This window comes from Paraplanobispora takensis, from assembly GCF_016863195.1.
Taxonomy (GTDB): Bacteria; Actinomycetota; Actinomycetes; order Streptosporangiales; family Streptosporangiaceae; genus Planobispora; species Planobispora takensis.
This window is the reverse complement of sequence record NZ_BOOK01000059.1, coordinates 1-16553: the sequence shown is the minus strand read 5'-3', so window position 1 is coordinate 16553 and position 16553 is coordinate 1. Positions and strand designations below refer to the sequence as shown.

The window sequence follows — 16553 nt, the reverse complement described above, 5'->3', positions numbered from 1 at the left end:
AGTCCCGGGCCTACTGAGTCCCGGGCCTACTGAGTCCCGGGCCTACTGAGTCCCGGGCCTACTGAGTCCCGGGCCTACTGAGTCCCGGGCCCCGATCCCACCACCACCGGCCGGGCACGCGCACCCCGGGGGCGCGCGTGCCCCGTCACACGAGAGGAGCTCCGTGTCAGTCAGCAGCCCGGTGCTCGAGGCCGTCGGCGCCCTGAAGGTCTTCCCTGGGGTCACGGCGCTCGACCGCGCCTCCTTCGCCCTCGGGCAGGGAGAGGTGCACGCCCTCGTCGGGGAGAACGGCGCGGGCAAGTCCACATTGATCAAGGTGTTGACCGGGGTCTACCGGCTCGACGAGGGAGAGGTCAGATACCGCGGTGAGCGGGTGGAGTTCTCCAACCCCCTGGAGGCCCAGCGCGCCGGGATCTCCACCATCTACCAGGAGGTCAACCTCGTCCCGCAGATGAGCGTGGCGCGCAACCTGTTCCTGGGCCGCGAGCCGCGGGGCCGGTTCGGCCTCATCGACTTCCCGCGGATGCGCGAGCGGGCCTCGGAGATCCTGCGCGGGTACGGCGTGCGGGCGGACGTGCGCCGCCCGCTGGGCTCGCTCGGTCTCGGCGCCCAGCAGATGGTGGCCCTGGCCCGGGCCGTCCAGGCCGACGCGCAGGTCGTCATCATGGACGAGCCCACCTCCTCGCTGGAACCGCGCGAGGTGGACAAGCTGTTCCGCACCATCGCCGAGCTGAAGGCCCAGGGCCGGTCGGTGATCTACGTCAGCCATCGGCTGGAGGAGCTCTACCGCATCTGCGACCGGGTCACCGTGCTGCGCGACGGGCGCCTGGTGCACACCGGCCCGCTGGCGGAACTGGAGCGGCTGCGGCTGATCTCGCTGATGCTGGGCCGGGACCTGGCGGAGGTCGCGGCCGAGGGCCTGACCAAGTTCAGCGGGCAGCACCACTCGCACGCCGCCCCCGTCCTGCAGGCCACCGGCCTGCGCCACAGGCACGTGCTCGACGAGGTGTCGCTGGCCGTACGGCCCGGCGAGATCGTCGGCCTGGCGGGGCTGCTGGGTTCGGGCCGCAGCGAGACCGCCAAGGCCATCGCCGGCGCCCTGCCGCTGGACTCCGGCGAGGTCGTCGTGGCCGGCGAGCGGGTGCCGGGCGGCTCGGTCGCCGCCGCCATCCGCGCCGGGATCAACCTGCTGCCCGAGGACCGCAAGGCGGAGGGGATCGTCCCGACGCTGTCGGTGCGCGAGAACATCGTGCTGGCGGCCCTGCCCAGGCTCGCCCGCGCCGGGATCGTCTCCGAGGGGGACGTCGACCGCGTGGTGCAGAAGTTCATGCGCCGCCTGCGCATCAAGGCGTCCGGTCCCGGCCAGCGGGTCAGCGAGCTGTCGGGCGGCAACCAGCAGAAGGTGCTGCTGGCCCGCTGGCTGGCGATGAACCCCAAGGTGCTGCTGCTGGACGAGCCCACCCGCGGCATCGACGTGGGCGCCAAGGCCGAGGTGCAGGCGCTCATCGACGAACTGGCCGGCGAGGGCCTGGCCGTGCTCCTCATCTCCTCCGACCTGGAGGAGCTGGTGGAGGGCTCCGACCGCGTGGTCGTGCTGCGCGACGGGGCGGTCGCGGGCGAGCTGGACGGCGCCGGCGTGACGGAAGACAAGATCATGGCCGCCATCGCGGGAGACAACGATGACTGACACCGCCCTGCGCCAGGGCGTACCCGACCGGACCCGGGTGATCACCTGGCTCCAGGACTACGGCGTGTACGCGGCGGTCGCCGCGCTGCTGCTGTTCAACGCGGCCTTCACCCCGCACTTCCTGGCCGTCGACAACTTCCGCACCCAGCTCGTCCAGGTCACCCCGATCGTGATCGTCGCACTCGGGATGGCGCTGGTGATCGGCACCGAGGGCATCGACCTGTCGGTGGGCTCGGTGATGGCCCTGGCCGCCTCGGTGGTGGCGCTCTATCTCGGGTACGGCGCGCTGCCCGCGATCGCCATGGCGGTGCTGGCCGGGGCGCTGGTCGGCGCGGCGGGCGGCACCCTGGTGGCCGTCGTGGGAGTGCAGCCGATCGTGGCCACCCTCGCCCTGCTGGTCGGGGTGCGCGGCCTGGCCAACGTCTTCCTCCCGCAGCTGAAGGAGTTCACCAACCCGACCCTGGTGGCCCTGGGCAGCGACTCGGTGGCCGGCGTGCCGATCGTCGTGATCGTCGCCGTCGTGCTCACCGCCGCCGTGGCGTTCCTGGTCAAGCGGACCACCTTCGGGCGGCAGCTGGTCGCCGTCGGCGGCAACCGTGCGGCCAGCCGGCTGTCCGGCCTGCCGGTCCGCCGCGTGCTGATGACCGTCTACATCCTGTCCGGCATGCTCGCCGCGGTGGCCGGAGTGCTGGCCACCTCCCGGCTGCAGGCCAGCGACCCGACCTCGCTCGGGCTGTTCATGGAGCTGTCGGCCATCACGGCGGTCGTGGTCGGCGGCACCCCGCTGACCGGCGGCCGCATCCGGGTGCTCGGCACCGTGATGGGCGCGCTGCTCATGCAGCTGCTCCAGGCGACCCTCATCAAGCACAACCTGCCCCAGTCATGGACCCAGATGGCCCAGGCCGTGATCATCCTCGCGGCCGTCTACGCAGCGCGGGAGCGCCGGTGACCACGCAGACCACCCACCCCGCACCGCCGATGGCCCCCACCCGCAACCCCCGTGAGCGCGCGGGCCGCCTGCTGCAGCAGCACGGCGCGCTCATCGTGCTCGCGGTGCTGCTCGTCGTCGGCACCGTGGCGTTCGACTCCTTCACCACGCCGGCCAACCTCGGCAACATCGCCACCGCCTCCTCGTTCCTGGCGATCATCGCGATCGGCATGACGTTCGTGATCATCTCCGGCGGCATCGACCTGTCGGTGGGATCGCTGTTCGTGCTCGGCGGGGTCCTGGCGGCCTACGGCTCCCGCCACGGCGCGGTCGTCGCTCTGGCGCTGCCGCTGGTCGTCTGCGGGGCCTTCGGCCTGGTGCAGGGCCTCATCATCGCCAGGACGCGGATGGCGCCGTTCATCGTGACCCTGGCCGGGCTGCTGGCGGCCCGGGGCCTGATGCTGTCGCTGACCGACGAGGGGGCCACCACCTACCTGGTGGAGGACGACCTGTTCGCGCGCATCGGGCAGGGCGCGATCTTCGACGTCGGCTACCCGTTCTTCATCATGCTCGCGATCCTCGCCGTCGCGGCGATCTTCCTGCAGCGCACCGGCTTCGGGCAGAACGTCTACGCGATCGGCGGCAACGAGGACGCCGCCGCCCTCATGGGCGTCCCGGTCGCCCGTACCAAGATCGTGGTCTACCTGGTCTCCGGCCTGCTCGCGGGCCTGGCCGGGGCGCTCAACGCCGCCAGGCTCTCCTCCGGCGTGACGATCCTCGGCATCGGCCTCGAACTCGACGTGATCGCGGCCGTGGTGATCGGCGGGACGCTGCTCACCGGCGGCGCCGGCGCCCTCGGCGGCACCATCGCCGGAGCCCTGCTGCTGGGAGTGATCCAGAACCTGATCAACCAGGTCGGCGGGCTCACCTCATCCTTCCAGCAGGTGGTCAGCGGCGCCTTCCTGGCCGTCGTCGTGGTCGCCCACCGGCTCCTGGGCGGGGTGCGGCGCGAGACCTGACGACCTGACACGGACCGCCGGCCGCCGGCACGCGGCTGACCGCGATCTGTGCCGCCCCTGACACGGGGCCGGGCGAGGGTGCATGGCGTACCTGCTGATGAGGAGGAGAACCATGACCCTCGCCTTCGAAACCGAAGGACTGGTGAAACGCTTCGGGAAGACCACCGCGCTGGCCGGGATCGACCTGGCGGCCCGGCGCGGGACGGTGCTCGGCGTGCTCGGCCCCAACGGCGCGGGCAAGACGACGGCGGTGCGCGTCCTGGCCACGCTGCTGCGGCCCGACGGCGGGCGGGCGGCGGTGGGCGGGCTCGACGTCGTACGGCACGCCGCGCGGGTGCGCCGCCTGATCGGCCTGACCGGGCAGTACGCCTCGGTCGACGAGGACCTCACCGGAATGGAGAACCTCGTGCTGATCGGGCAGCTGCTCGACCTGCGCCGCGCCGAGGCCGGGACCCGCGCCCGGCGGCTGCTGGCGGACTTCGGGCTCGCCGAGGCGGCGGGCAGACCGGCCAGGACCTACTCGGGCGGCATGCGCCGCCGCCTCGACCTGGCCGCGAGCCTGGTCGGCCGTCCGCAGGTCGTCTTCCTCGACGAGCCGACGACGGGCCTGGACCCGGCCAAGCGGGACGACGTGTGGAGCATCGTCCGCTCACTGGCCGGCGACGGCGTGACCGTGCTGCTCACCACCCAGTACCTGGAGGAGGCCGACGCCCTCGCCGACGACATCTCGGTGATCGACCACGGCAGGGTGATCGCGCACGGCACGCCCGCCGAGCTCAAGCACCTCGTCGGCGGGCAGACGATCCTGGTCAGGCCCACCGATCCCGCCCGGCTCCCGGAGGTCACCGCGATCGTCGGGGAGGTGTCCGGCCGCACGCCGGAGTCGCCCGGCCGGGGGGTGGTCACCGTGCCGGTCGAGGGCGACGCCGCGTTCACCGAGGTGGTGCGCCGGCTCGACCGCGAGGGGATCGGCGTCACCGAGCTCTCGCTCCGCCTGCCCAGCCTGGACGAGGTCTTCTTCACCCTCACCGGGCGGCACACCGGCGAGGAGGCGGCGGCATGACGCTGACCGTGGAACGCCCGCTGTCGTCGGAACCCGCCCGGGAACGGCGTTTCGGGCTCGTACGGCACAGCCTCGCCCTGGGCAGGCGGAGCCTGATCAAGACGCTGCGCACCCCGGAACAGCTCCTGGACGTGACGCTGCAGCCGATCATCTTCGTGGTGCTGTTCGTCTACCTGCTGGGCGGGGCGATCTCCGGCTCGACCCATGACTACCTGCAGTTCTTGCTCCCCGCCCTCATGGTGCAGACGGTGATCTTCGGTGGGATGGCCACCGGGGTGAACCTCAACGCCGACATCGGCAAGGGCGTCTTCGACCGGTTCCGCAGCCTGCCGATCGGCCGCTCGGCGCCGCTGGTCGGCTCGGTGCTCGGCGATCTGATCCGCTACCTGGTGGGGATCACCTCGCTGCTGGGGTTCGGGTACGCCATCGGGTTCCGGGCCCAGACCGGCCCCTTGCCCCTGCTGGCGGCCTGCCTGCTCGCCGTCTTCTTCGCCTTCTGCCTGAGCTGGGTGTACGTGCTGGCCGGGGTGCTGATGCGGAATCCGGGCGGCGTTCAGGGACTGGCATTCCTGACGCTGTTCCCCCTGACGTTCGGCACCAGCGTGATGGCGCCGGAGGAGACCCTGCCCGGCTGGCTGCGGGCCTGGGTGGACATCAACCCGGTCTCCCACGTCATCGACGCCTCACGCGGCCTGATGCTGGGCGGCCCGGTCGCGGGCCCGGTGACGTGGACGCTGCTGTGGGGAGCCGGGTTCCTGGTGGTGTTCGCACCGCTGGCGGTGCGCGCCTACCGCCGCCGGATCTGACCGGCCGCGGCCCGCACCCGAGCGGGCCGCGTTCAGGTGCCCGTGAGGCCGGATCCGGCCGGATCGCGCTCAGCCGTCCGGGGCGTCATCCGGCCGACCGCCGCCTCCCGGCTGAGCCGTCGTCCCCGGGCGTAGGCGGCGGCGTAGGCCTCCTCGCCCAGCTCGCGGCGGAGCCTGCCGGTGAGCCGGGAGACCTCGGGATCGAACAGGTCCGGCGCGCCCCGGACCAGCTCGGCCGCACCGAGCACCTCCGCGGCACCGGTCGGGTCGCCCCGGCCGGCCCGCAGAGCCGCCGTGGCGACGCCGATGTGGGCCAGGACCGGCATGTCCTTGGCCTCCAGCGCCCAGCCGGCCGCCTCCGCCAGCCTCCGCCCGGCGGTCTCCAGGTCGTCCCGCTCGACCGCCAGCAGCCCTGTGGCGCACACGATCAGCGCGCGGAACTGGGAGGCGATGAAGGGCGCCTCCTCGATAACGGCCGCCGCGGCGCCGTACTGCCGCTCCGCCTCCCGGAGGTCTCCCTCGTAGCGGGCCAGGTTCCCCAGGCAGAGCCGGGCGAAGGCGACGTTCCTGGCCGACCACTCCCGCGGGCCGGGCCGGGTCAGCGCCCGGAACTCCGCGCGGGCCCGCTCCACCTCTCCCTTCGAGGCGTGGGCGCCGGCCAGCAGGATTCGCTCATGGGCGGCGTCGTCGTCGGGATCGAGCTCGCGCATCAGCTCGATCGCCTCCTGCAGCACCTCGATCGCCCGGTCGAGGTCCCCGAACGCCAGGTGCGGCTCCGCCATAGAGGACAGCGACTGGGAGAGCCCGAAGCGGTCGCCGACCTCGCGGAACCCGGCGATGGCGGCCGCCATGTCGGTGCGCATGCCCGCCATGTCGCCGTCGTTCTCCCGGATGGCGGCCCGCAGCGTCCACAGCGTCGCCCGGGTCCACGGATCCGGATGGTCCAGCCGCCGGTCGATCGCGGCCAGTCCCCGGACGCTGTCATCGGTGAACAGCCTGAGCATGGGTTCGAGCAGGGCGAGGATCCAGTGGCCGGGGTAGGCCTCGGCCGCGGCGGCCAAGGTCTCGAACTGCCCGACCATCACCTCAAGCCTGGGGTAGCCGCCGGACATGGCCGTGTTGAGCAGGTACATCGCCTCGGCGACCATCCGCCGTTCCGGCGGAGCCTGTCCGGGCACGTCGAGTGCCAGGCGCAACCGGTCCACCGACTCGCCCCGGTGGCCCCGGATGACCCAGAAGACCGACAGCGCGGCGACCAGCCGTACGGCGGTGTCGGCGTCACCGTTGCCGGCGGCGGTGTGCAGGGCGGCGAGCATGTTGTCGCGCTCGGCGTCCAGCCGGGCGATCCAGCCGAGCTGGTCCGCGCCGCGCAGGTACGGCTCGGCCTCCTCGGCGAGGTCGCGGAAGCATGCGGCGTGCGCGGCCCGGATCCCGGCGAGCCGCCCGGTCTGCGCCAGCCGCTCCAGGCCGTACTCGCGGATGGTCTCCAGCATGCGGTAGCGGGGTTCGGCCGCCTCGACCGGCTGGAGCAGGGATTTGTCCACCAGCGCGGCCAGCAGGTCCAGGGTGTCGCCGGAGGGTGAGCAGACCCGCTCGGCCGTCTCCACGGTGACGGTGCCGGGGAAGACCGCGATCTCCTCGGCGAGGCGGCGCTCGTCGTCGCCGAGCAGGTCCCAGCTCCAGGCGACGACCGCGCGCAGGGTCTGGTGCCGGGGCAGCGCCGTACGGCTGCCGCCGGTCAGCAGCCGGAAGCGGTCGTCGAGACGCTCGGCCAGCTGCTCGACGGTCAGGGACCTCAGCCGCGCCGCGGCCAGCTCGATCGCCAGCGGCAGGCCGTCCAGCCGCCGGCAGATCTCCACCACGGCCGCCACGTTGCCGTCGGTGACCGCGAAGCCCGGCCGTACCGCGCCGGCCCGGTCGACGAGCAGCCGCACCGCCGGGCTGGCCGCCGCCTCGCTCACGGAGGCGCCGGGGTCCGGCACCCCGAGCGGCGGGACCGGGCACAGGACCTCGCCGGTGATGGCCAGCGGCTCCCGGCTGGTGGCGAGGATCCGCAGGCCGGGACAGCGACCCAGCAGCTCCTCGGCCAGCCGGGCGGCGGCCTCGACCACGTGCTCGCAGTTGTCGAGGACGATCGTCGCCTCGACCCGGGACAGGATCCTGACCAGGCGGCTCGTCGCGTCGCGCGCCCCGGCCGGGTCGAGGAGGGGGTCGGTCTCCCGCGAGCCGAGCACGCCGAGCACGGCCTGCGGGACGTCGGCCGGGTCGGTCACCGGTGCCAGCTCCACCAGCCACACGCCCCCCGGCACCCGCCCGGCGATCCCCGCGGCGACCGTGGTCGCCAGCCTGGTCTTGCCCGCCCCGCCGGGACCGACCAGCGTGACCAGCCGGTCCTCGCCCAGCAGGTCGGTGAGGCGGCCGGCCTCCGCCTGCCGGCCCACGAAACTCGTCAGCGCCGCTCGGAGGTTGCCCTCGCCGCAGGCCGCAGGCCGCGGGCCGGGACCGGGCGGTGGGCTCTGACCGGGAACGGCGGGGGAGCCCTGGCCGGGAACGGTGAAGGAGCCCTGGCCGGGGTGGGCGGCGCTGAGGCCGGGGGCGGCGGGGGATCTCCGGGCGGGGCCGGCCGCAGGGGGCGGGGGCGGGACGGTGCGGAGCATCGCGAGGTGGGCCGCCTGGAGTTCGGGGCCCGGGTCGGCGCCCAGCTCGTCGGCCAGCCTGCGCCGGACGCCCTCGTAGGCGGCGAGCGCCTCGGCCTTGCGTCCCGCCGCGCACAGCGCCCTCAGCAGCAGTCCCTGGAGCCGCTCGCGCAGCGGGTGGCGGGCGGCGAGCCCGGAGAGCTCGGCCACCAGGTGGGCATGGCGGCCGGAGGCCAGCCGGGCCTCGGCGTGGTCCTCGATCGCGGTCAGCCGGGCCTCGTCGAGCCCGGCGACGTAGGCGGTCGCGAAGGGGGCGTCGGCCAGCGCCGGTCCCCGCCAGAGCCCGAGCGCCGCGTGCAGCCGCTCCAGCGCCGCCACCGGGTCCCCGGCGCTCAGCGCGCGCCTGCCGTCCCTGGCCAGCCGGTCGAACCGGTGGACGTCGACGGCGTCCGGCGGCAGGTCGAGCCGGTAGCCGTTCGGGACGGACCTCAGCACCGTCGCGTCGGGCAGGGCCCTGCGCAGCCGGGCCACCAGCGACCGCACCGCGTTCCCCCGGTCGGCGGGCCCGCCCTGCGGCCACAGCGTCTCGGCGATCTCCTCGACCGTGACGGTCCGCCCCGCCCCCAGAGCCAGCCGGACCAGGAGGGCGCGCAGCCGGGCACCGCCGATCTCCACGACCTCGCCGGCCGCCGTCACCTCAAGCGGGCCCAGGAGGCCGATCTCCATCCCGTCCCGTCGAGCCCCAGCGTGCATACCGTCACTGTGCCACCTGCGGGCCGCAGCCGCGGCGTCATCCACGAGGAAGATCACCATTCGGTCCGTCCCTGCTGGATCGCTCCTGGCATTCCGGTTATGTCTGGAGTGATCCATCGGACAGAGCCGGAATATCTGCTTCTTTGAGGGTGGTCACCCGCTTGCTACGGTCGAATCGGCAGATCATGGGCGCGCCCCGACGAGTGGCTCCCTCGAACCTCCGGCCTGCCGGCGCGCCGCTGACCAGGAGCCCCGGAAAGGGGAACCCATGAACCAAGAGTCTCGCGCCGATGTCGCCGACGTACTGGCCGCCGCCGGACGTCACTGGGGCTGGATGCTGACCTTCGGGGCCGTCACCCTGGTGATCGGGGTCATGGTGCTGGCCTGGCCGGACAGCACCCTCGTCGTCATCGCCGCGCTGTTCGGGATCCAGCTGGTGGTGGCCGGGATCTTCCGGTTCGTGCTCGCCCTGGCGGCCGACGACCAGAGCGGCCTCACCCGGGTGATGTTCGCCCTGCTGGGCGTGCTCGCGTTCATCGTCGGGCTGTACGCGCTGCGCAACATCATGGTGACGATCACGGCGCTGGCGTTGCTGCTGGGAATCTACTGGATCGTCAACGGCGCGGTGGAGCTGTTCACGGCGCTGGCGAACCGGGAGGCGCAGGGCAGGGGCTGGGCGATGGTGATGGGCCTGCTCGGCATCGTGGCCGGCGTGGTGGTGCTGGTCTATCCGGGGATGTCGCTGCAGGCGCTCCTGCTCGTGCTGGGCATCTGGCTGGTGGTCCTCGGCGCGATGCAGATCTTCGTGGCCTTCCAGATCCGCTCGGCCGGCCGTACGACCGCCAGGATCGCCCCGGCCGTGTGACCGGCGCGCGGACCCGCCAGGGAGAGCGCTCTCGTTCAAGGCGCAGGTCAGGGGTGATGTCCCTCCGGCTCTGCCGGAGGTCGGGTGAGGAGAAGTCGGTAACCTGCCCGTTCTGCGGAATCCGGAAGAGCGCAAGAAATGCGATTTGATGAGAGAGCGCTCTCCTATACCTATTGACGCGCCGCCATCACGACGTCAGGATCTGCTCAGTGCGGACACGGGGGCCGCCCTGACCACTGCAGTTCCCCGACGAACGGATCTCTTGATGATCAGACGTTTCACCCGCTCGGGTGCTCGCCGGAGCGGATTGGCGGCACTGGCGGGTCTCGCCGTACTGGCCACGGGCGCCACCGCCCTCCCCGGCGCGGCCGCCGAGACCGCGGCCGGCGGCAGGCAGCCGGTGGTCGGAAAGCCCGCTCTGGACGCCCGTGGCTGTGCCCGCATCGAAAAGAGGCTCCCCACCTTCTCCGAGTGGCCCAAGGTCGACAGCCGGATCAACAAGAACCCGGTCGACGAGAAGCGGGTGGCGAAGATCCTCGCGGGCATGACGCTCGCCGAGAAGGTCGGCCAGATGACCCAGCCGGAGATCGCGGCGATCACCCCGGAGGAGGTCAAGCAGTACGGCATCGGCTCGGTGCTCAACGGCGGCGGCTCGTGGCCCAACCGCGACAAGCACGCCTCGCCGCAGGACTGGCTCGCCCTCGCCGACTCCTACTGGGACGCCTCGGTCGCCAGCAGGACGAAGATCCCCGTCATCTGGGGCATCGACGCCGTCCACGGCAACAACAACGTCTACGGGGCGACGATCTTCCCCCACAACATCGGCCTGGGCGCCGCCCAGGACCCGTGCCTCGTGCGCGACATCGCGGCGGCGACGGCCGAGCAGATCCGCGCCACCGGCCAGGACTGGGCCTTCGCCCCGACGCTCGCCGTCGTCCGCGACGACCGCTGGGGCCGTACCTACGAGGGCTTCTCCGAGGACCCGCGGATCACCCGCGCCTACGGATACGAGGCGGTCAAGGGCCTGCAGGGCAGGCACCCGCGCGGCATCGGCCACGACGGCGTCATCGCCACGGCCAAGCACTTCATCGGTGACGGAGGCACCCTCAAGGGCGTCGACCAGGGCGTCAACCCCTCCTCCGAGGCCGAGATGATCAACCTGCACGGCCAGGGCTACTACACCGCCCTCGCCGCCGGCGCCCAGAGCGTGATGGTCTCGTTCAACAGCTGGACGAACGAGGAGCTCGGCATCAACGAGGGCAAGCTGCACGGCAGCAAGCGCGCCATCACCGACATCCTCAAGCTGAAGATGGGCTTCGACGGCCTCGTCGTGTCCGACTGGAACGGCATCGGCCAGGTCGCCGGGTGCACCAACGCGAGCTGCCCGCAGGCCGTCAACGCGGGCATCGACGTCATCATGGTCCCCAACGACTGGAAGGCGTTCATCACCAACACGATCGCCCAGGTCGAGAGCGGCGAGATCCCGATGGCCCGCATCGACGACGCGGTGACGCGCATCCTGCGCGTGAAGCTGCGCGCCGGCGTGCTCGACGGGCGCAAGCCCTCCAAGCGGCCCTTCGCCGGGTCGGCCGACGCCCTGGAGGCCGAGCGGCTCGCCCGCGAGGCCGTGCGCAAGTCGCAGGTCCTGCTCAAGAACAACGACAAGGTGCTGCCGCTGAAGGCCGGCTCCAAGGTCCTGGTGGTCGGCAAGAGCGCCGACAGCCTGCAGAACCAGACGGGCGGCTGGTCCCTCACCTGGCAGGGCACCGGCAACACCAACGCCGATTTCCCGAACGGCACGACGATCCTGGGCGGTCTGCGCGAGGCGCTGGGCGAGGCCAACGTCACCTTCAGCGAGACGGCCGACGGCGTCGACCCCGCGGCCTACGACGCGGTCATCGCGGTGATCGGCGAGACGCCGTACGCCGAGGGCGTCGGCGACCTGTCCCGGCGCACGCTGGAGGCGGCCAAGATCTACCCCGGTGACCTCGCGGTGCTCGACAAGGTCGCGGGCAAGGGCAAGCCCGTGATCACCGTCTACGTCACCGGCCGTCCCCTGTGGGTCAACAAGGAGCTCAACCGCTCCGACGCCTTCGTCGTGGCGTGGCTGCCGGGCACCGAGGGCGGCGGCGTCGCCGACCTGCTCGTGCGGGGCAAGTACCGCGAGGGCTACACCGGCAAGCTGTCGTACTCCTGGCCGAAGAGCGCCTGCCAGACCCCGCTCAACCCGGGCCAGGAGGGCTACGACCCGCTCTTCCCGCTGGGGTACGGCCTGCGCTACGGCCAGACCGGATCGGTCGGCACGCTCGACGAGACCGCACCGCCGTTCGGTTGCGGCTCGCAGGGCGGCGGCGGTGAGGCCACCGAGGACCTGGAGCTGTTCAACCGCGTCGACGTCGCGCCGTACAAGAGCTTCATCGGATCGGCGGAGAACTGGGGCGGCACCGAGATCGGCGCCGACGGCCAGGCCTCGCACGCCGAGATCAACGTCGTGCAGTCCGACGTCAACGTGCAGCAGGACGGGCTCAAGGCGACCTGGACCGGCGTCGGTCCCGCGCAGATCTACATGCAGGACCCGGCGGGCGGCAGCGACCTGCGCGGCTATCTCAACGCCGGCGGCGCGCTGGTCTTCGACACCATCGTGCACCAGCCGCCGGCCGCCCGGACCGTGATCAGCGCCCACTGCGTCTACCCCTGCTTCTCCGAGGTCGTGGCGACCTCGCTGTTCCAGGGGCTGCCCGTGGGCACCAAGGCGACCGTGAAGATCCCCATCGCCTGCTTCGCGGAGAAGGGGCTCGACATGGAGAACGTCAACACGCCCTTCCTCGTCTACACCGAGGGCGCGTTCTCCGCGTCGTTCGCCAACGTCCGCTGGGTGCCGAAGGCGGCTTCGGACCCCGACGCCAGGAAGTGCTCGGACCTGACGTGAGGTCCGGCGCCCCGCCGCTCCCCACGGGGCGGCGGGGGTCCTGAGCCGGAGACCCCGGTCGCCGGGCCGTGAGGCCGGTGCAAGGGACACGCGGGGCCGGAGGGCGGTGAACGCCCTCCGGCCCCGTACGGTTTCCGGCCGGTCGCCAGAGGGGCGGCCGGGGAAGTGCCCGGTCAGCCGTCGCCGAGGAGGCGGCCTCCGGCGTAGGCCGCGCCACCGCCCACGGCCAGGACGAAGATGAGGAACTTGGCGGAGACCCCGTCGGAGTCCCCGGTGGCCGCCGCGGCGGCGGCCACGGCTTCGGCCTGGGCCAGCTCGGCCTCGATGTCCGGCGTCTTGCCGAGTGTTCTACCGAGGGTACGGCTCGGCGCGGCCGGGGTGCTCGCCGCCGCCGGAGCGGGCGGCGCGCTCGGAGCGGGCGTACCGGAGGCCGGGAGCCGTCCCGGCGAGGCGGGCGCGGAGGGCGTCGCGGCTCCGGTGCCCCCGTTCGCGGTGCTCCCCGCCGGGGTGCTCCCGGTCACCGTGCCGGTGCTCCCGGTCGTGGTGCTCCCGGTCGCGGGCTTCCCGCCCGGGGACGCCGGGGTGGTCTCCCGGGTCTTCGATCCGGTCGCCCGCTCACCGGTGGCGGCGGGGGTGCCGGAGGAGGTCTTCCCGGTGGAGCTCTGCGCGGACGGCGACGCCCGTTCGGGCGTGACCGCGGCGGACTGGGACAGGGCGACGGGCTCGGCCGGGTTGTCGTCCTTGACCTTGTAGGCGCCGCTGGAGAAGGGCACCGGGTGGTTCTTCTTGCCCACGCCCGGACCCCACTTGGTGATGACGTAGTCGACCTTGATGTGCCCGGCGCCGCCGTTGCCCTCGACGTGGAGCGTGCGGCGGTTGAAGGTGCCGCCGGTCAGCTGGGCGAAGGTCTTGGCGTCCAGGTCGAGCATGACGCCGCGGTCGGAGGGCTCGCCGGGGCCGCGGTCGCCCACGAAGAACGGGGCCTTCCTGCCCTTGTAGAGGACGTAGCCCTCGGTCAGCAGCGGCCAGGAGGGCGAGGCGGCCAGGCCCTTCTGCATGGGCTTGCCCGAGGCCGGCAGGCCGGTGTCACCGGCGCGGCCCGAGGCGTCGTCCCAGAAGTAGGAGGCGGTGGTGGCGCCCTTGAGCATGACCTTCCGGCCGGTCTCCGCATGGACCGGACCGGCGGCCGCGGTCGCCCCGGCGGCCAGGAACAGGCCCAGGACGACGGCCAGGGCGCGAGCACTGGCTGAACGGATGGCGGCAAGGGTCATCGATGAAAGAGATCCTTTCTGGTGAGGCGGGGACATCCCCCTCCAGGGGACTCCTGCTCGGAAGTCCGGGCCGGTGCGGCCGTCCGTCCGGCCGTCCTGTCCCATTCAGCCCGCCGGGCGTAGCACGGTGAGTGCGCGCAGGGTGCCGGGCGGTTGCCGCCGGCCGGAGACCTCGCGTGCCGTGGCGCGAGGGTGGGGTGACGGCGGAGAAGCCGCGGCGGGGGAGACGGCGCAGGCAGCACGCCGGACGGGGCGCGATCCTTCGGTGCCGGCCGGTGCGTGTCGTCTCCGCCGCTCGTGAGGCGGGTTCAGTGGAACTGAAAAGGATAGCACAGATACCCTGTGTGGGTATGTGTGATGCGTCACACTCCGCTGCGGAGTGTGATCGGCCCTGCTCCCGGCCTCTCGTGAAGCACTGCGGCCATGCTAAATAACTGGATTCCATGACAAATAGCGGACATCCATGAGATACCGGAAGGAACAGAGGAAGCCCTCAGGACATAGCGCTGCTCGCCGGGTACGTCTCCCGGCGCGGTGACCTCCGGCGGTCTGTGTGTGCCGTAGGCGCCGTCCCGCTACCGGGAGATTGGCCATCACGGTTATGAACGATCTCGATATGGACTCCCTTCTCGGCACGGGCGACGAGCGTCGCGAAGGGCGGCGCAAGCCCCGGCGCCGTCGCCGGGGAGGTCTCCTCGCCCCGATGCTCGCGCTGGCCGTGCTGCTCGGAGCCGTCGGCGGCGCGGGCTACTACGGCTACCGTTGGATCTCCGAGGCCTCCGAGGCGATGAAGGTCGACGACTTCACCGGCCGGGGGAGCGGCGAGGTGGTCGTGCAGATCAAGGACGGGCAGAGCGCGGCGGACGTCGCCCGGCTGCTGGAGGACAAGGGCGTGGTCGCCAGCGCCCGTGCCTTCACCGACGCGATCGCCAAGGCGGGCAAGAGCTCCTCACTCCATCCGGGGGAGTTCACCCTGCGCGAGCGGATGTCCGCCGCGGCCGCCGTCGAGCTGCTGACGGACCCGGCCAACCAGAAGAAGCAGCGGGTGCTGGTCCTGGAGGGCTGGCGGCTCTCGAAGATCATCCCTGAGCTGGCCGAGAAGACCGGCAGGCCGCGCAAGGACTTCGAGGCGGCGGCCGGGGACGCCGAGGCGCTCGACCTGCCCGGCTACGCCAAGGGCAGGCTGGAGGGCTACGCCTTCCCGGCGACCTACGAGGTCACTCCGAGCATGACGCCCGCCGACATCCTCGCGGCCATGGTCGAGCGCTACAAGCAGACGGCCGAGAGCGCCGGGCTGGAGTCGGCCGCCGAGGCGCTGGGCCGTACCCCGCACGAGATCATGACGATCGCCAGCATCATCCAGGCGGAGGCCGGCAGGCGGGAGGACATGCCGAAGATCGCCAGGGTCATCTACAACCGGCTGGCCCACAAGCCCCCGATGAAGCTGCAGATGGACAGCACGGTCTTCTACGGGCTGAACAGGTACGGCATCGCGGCCGGGGACAAGGACGTGAAGAGCCGCTCCGAGTACAACACCTACCGCTACCACGGTCTTCCCCCGGGCCCGATCGGCAACCCCGGGGACCACGCGATCGAGGCGGCCCTCAACCCGGCCGACGGCCCGTGGCTCTTCTTCGTGACCACGGACCCGAAGAAGAAGATCACGAAGTTCACCGACAAGGAATCGGAGTTCTGGCGGCTCCGAGAGGAGTTCAACCGAGCGAGGGGCGGTTGAACGGCTCTCGTCCCCGCCGGCGACGACGGCCCCGGTCCTGCGATGAGGACCGGGGCCGTGGCGTGCGGAGCGTCGCCGTCCCCGGAACGCGTTCCGGCCGGGACCTCGCCAGTATCAGGGGCGAAGCGCCGCGAGCTGCTGCTCGAACGGGATGACCTCGTCGATCTGCGCGGAGGCGGAGACCGCGGCCGGGTGGCGGCGCGTCAGGTCGGCCAGTTCCCGGGAGGCGCGGGTGATCCGGTCGGAGAGGCCGTCGGTCCGCTCGTCTCCGGCCGTCCCCCAGTCCTCGGAGGCGGCGAAGACCGCCGTGGGCACGACGAGCGCGCGCAGGTAGGAGAACAACGGGCGCATCGCGTGTTCGAGCGCCAGCGAGTGCCGGGCCGTCCCGCCGGTCGCGGCGATGAGGACGGGCTTGCCGGTGAGCGCGGTGTTGTCGATCACGTCGAAGAACGACTTGAACAGCCCGCTGTAGGAGGCGGTGAAGATCGGCGTGACGGCGATGAGGCCGTCCGCCTCCGTCACCGCCTCGATCGCCTCGCGCAGCGGGGCCGCCGGGAATCCGGTCACCAGGTTGTCGGCGATGTCGGAGGCCAGCTCGCGCAGCTCGATCACGCGTACCTCGACCGGCGCCTCCTCCGCCAGGATCCGTCTGGTGGCCTCCGCCAGCCGGTCGGCCAGCAGGCGGGTCGACGAGGGGCGGCTGAGACCCGCCGAGACGGCCACGATCTTCAGGGGCTTCATGTGCGTGCTCTCCGGGGGACGATCGACGGATTGGAGGAGCCGGTACGGTAACCGGCCGGGGTGATTCGGACGGGAAGTGCGCCGGGACGGGTCAGGACGGGACCGAGGCGGCGCCGTCGA

General features: G+C 72.3%; 11 protein-coding genes. 8 read left to right on the top strand and 3 right to left on the bottom strand.

The window, feature by feature from the left end:
- Nucleotides 1-163 precede the first annotated feature (163 nt).
- From Pta02_RS34585 to Pta02_RS34565, 5 genes are all read left to right on the top strand, one after another.
- Entirely contained in the window at nucleotides 164-1687 is a 1524-nt protein-coding gene (locus Pta02_RS34585; protein WP_203879222.1) for a sugar ABC transporter ATP-binding protein, read from the top strand.
- The gene (locus Pta02_RS34580) at nucleotides 1680-2636 is read left to right on the top strand and encodes an ABC transporter permease (RefSeq protein WP_203879221.1); all 957 of its coding nucleotides are present in this window, start codon (nucleotides 1680-1682) and stop codon (nucleotides 2634-2636) included. The genes Pta02_RS34585 and Pta02_RS34580 overlap by 8 nt, the downstream gene beginning before the upstream one ends.
- The gene (locus Pta02_RS34575) at nucleotides 2633-3634 is read left to right on the top strand and encodes an ABC transporter permease (protein WP_239131464.1); all 1002 of its coding nucleotides are present in this window, start codon (nucleotides 2633-2635) and stop codon (nucleotides 3632-3634) included. The genes Pta02_RS34580 and Pta02_RS34575 overlap by 4 nt, the downstream gene beginning before the upstream one ends.
- Nucleotides 3635-3746: 112 nt before the next feature.
- Complete coding sequence (locus tag Pta02_RS34570; protein ID WP_203879220.1) at nucleotides 3747-4697, top strand: ATP-binding cassette domain-containing protein; 951 nt, start codon at nucleotides 3747-3749, stop codon at nucleotides 4695-4697.
- On the top strand, nucleotides 4694-5503 hold the full coding sequence (locus Pta02_RS34565; protein WP_203879219.1) for an ABC transporter permease: 810 nt from the start codon (nucleotides 4694-4696) through the stop codon (nucleotides 5501-5503). The genes Pta02_RS34570 and Pta02_RS34565 overlap by 4 nt, the downstream gene beginning before the upstream one ends.
- Before the next feature lie 32 nt (nucleotides 5504-5535).
- Here the strand turns inward: Pta02_RS34565 and Pta02_RS34560 are convergent, their stop codons facing one another.
- The gene (locus Pta02_RS34560; RefSeq protein WP_203879218.1) at nucleotides 5536-8892 is read right to left on the bottom strand and encodes an AfsR/SARP family transcriptional regulator; all 3357 of its coding nucleotides are present in this window, start codon (nucleotides 8890-8892) and stop codon (nucleotides 5536-5538) included.
- Between the two features lie 268 nt (nucleotides 8893-9160).
- Here Pta02_RS34560 and Pta02_RS34555 point away from each other — a divergent pair, with 268 nt between their 5' ends.
- Together Pta02_RS34555 and Pta02_RS34550 are read left to right on the top strand one after the other, a co-directional pair.
- Complete coding sequence (locus Pta02_RS34555; RefSeq protein WP_203879217.1) at nucleotides 9161-9757, top strand: HdeD family acid-resistance protein; 597 nt, start codon at nucleotides 9161-9163, stop codon at nucleotides 9755-9757.
- Between the two features lie 265 nt (nucleotides 9758-10022).
- Complete coding sequence (locus Pta02_RS34550) at nucleotides 10023-12686, top strand: glycoside hydrolase family 3 N-terminal domain-containing protein (protein ID WP_203879216.1); 2664 nt, start codon at nucleotides 10023-10025, stop codon at nucleotides 12684-12686.
- Between the two features lie 173 nt (nucleotides 12687-12859).
- On the opposite strand, the gene Pta02_RS41610 is transcribed toward Pta02_RS34550, so the two are convergent.
- Nucleotides 12860-13957, bottom strand: coding sequence for a hypothetical protein (locus Pta02_RS41610; RefSeq protein WP_307837511.1), 1098 nt, complete (start codon nucleotides 13955-13957; stop codon nucleotides 12860-12862).
- Between the two features lie 601 nt (nucleotides 13958-14558).
- Between Pta02_RS41610 and mltG the strand changes: the two genes are divergently transcribed.
- Nucleotides 14559-15692 (top strand): endolytic transglycosylase MltG, encoded by a 1134-nt coding sequence (mltG, locus tag Pta02_RS34540; RefSeq protein ID WP_203879215.1) that lies wholly within the window; start codon nucleotides 14559-14561, stop codon nucleotides 15690-15692.
- A 114-nt stretch (nucleotides 15693-15806) separates the two neighbouring features.
- Here mltG and Pta02_RS34535 read toward each other — a convergent pair whose 3' ends face one another.
- Nucleotides 15807-16433, bottom strand: a complete 627-nt coding sequence (locus Pta02_RS34535) for an FMN reductase (protein ID WP_203879214.1) — start codon at nucleotides 16431-16433, stop codon at nucleotides 15807-15809.
- Between the last annotated feature and the right edge of the window lie 120 nt (nucleotides 16434-16553).

Excerpts from the sequence above, each read along its gene's own strand:
- Pta02_RS34560 (WP_203879218.1), bottom strand. The coding sequence starts at position 8,892 with ATGCACGCTGGGGCTCGACGGGACGGGATGGAGATCGGCCTCCTGGGC.
- Pta02_RS34580 (WP_203879221.1), top strand. The coding sequence starts at position 1,680 with ATGACTGACACCGCCCTGCGCCAGGGCGTACCCGACCGGACCCGGGTG.
- Pta02_RS34550 (WP_203879216.1), top strand. The coding sequence starts at position 10,023 with ATGATCAGACGTTTCACCCGCTCGGGTGCTCGCCGGAGCGGATTGGCG.
- Pta02_RS34555 (WP_203879217.1), top strand. The coding sequence starts at position 9,161 with ATGAACCAAGAGTCTCGCGCCGATGTCGCCGACGTACTGGCCGCCGCC.
- Pta02_RS34570 (WP_203879220.1), top strand. The coding sequence starts at position 3,747 with ATGACCCTCGCCTTCGAAACCGAAGGACTGGTGAAACGCTTCGGGAAG.
- Pta02_RS34535 (WP_203879214.1), bottom strand. The coding sequence starts at position 16,433 with ATGAAGCCCCTGAAGATCGTGGCCGTCTCGGCGGGTCTCAGCCGCCCC.
- Pta02_RS34565 (WP_203879219.1), top strand. The coding sequence starts at position 4,694 with ATGACGCTGACCGTGGAACGCCCGCTGTCGTCGGAACCCGCCCGGGAA.
- Pta02_RS41610 (WP_307837511.1), bottom strand. The coding sequence starts at position 13,957 with ATGACCCTTGCCGCCATCCGTTCAGCCAGTGCTCGCGCCCTGGCCGTC.
- mltG (WP_203879215.1), top strand. The coding sequence starts at position 14,559 with ATGAACGATCTCGATATGGACTCCCTTCTCGGCACGGGCGACGAGCGT.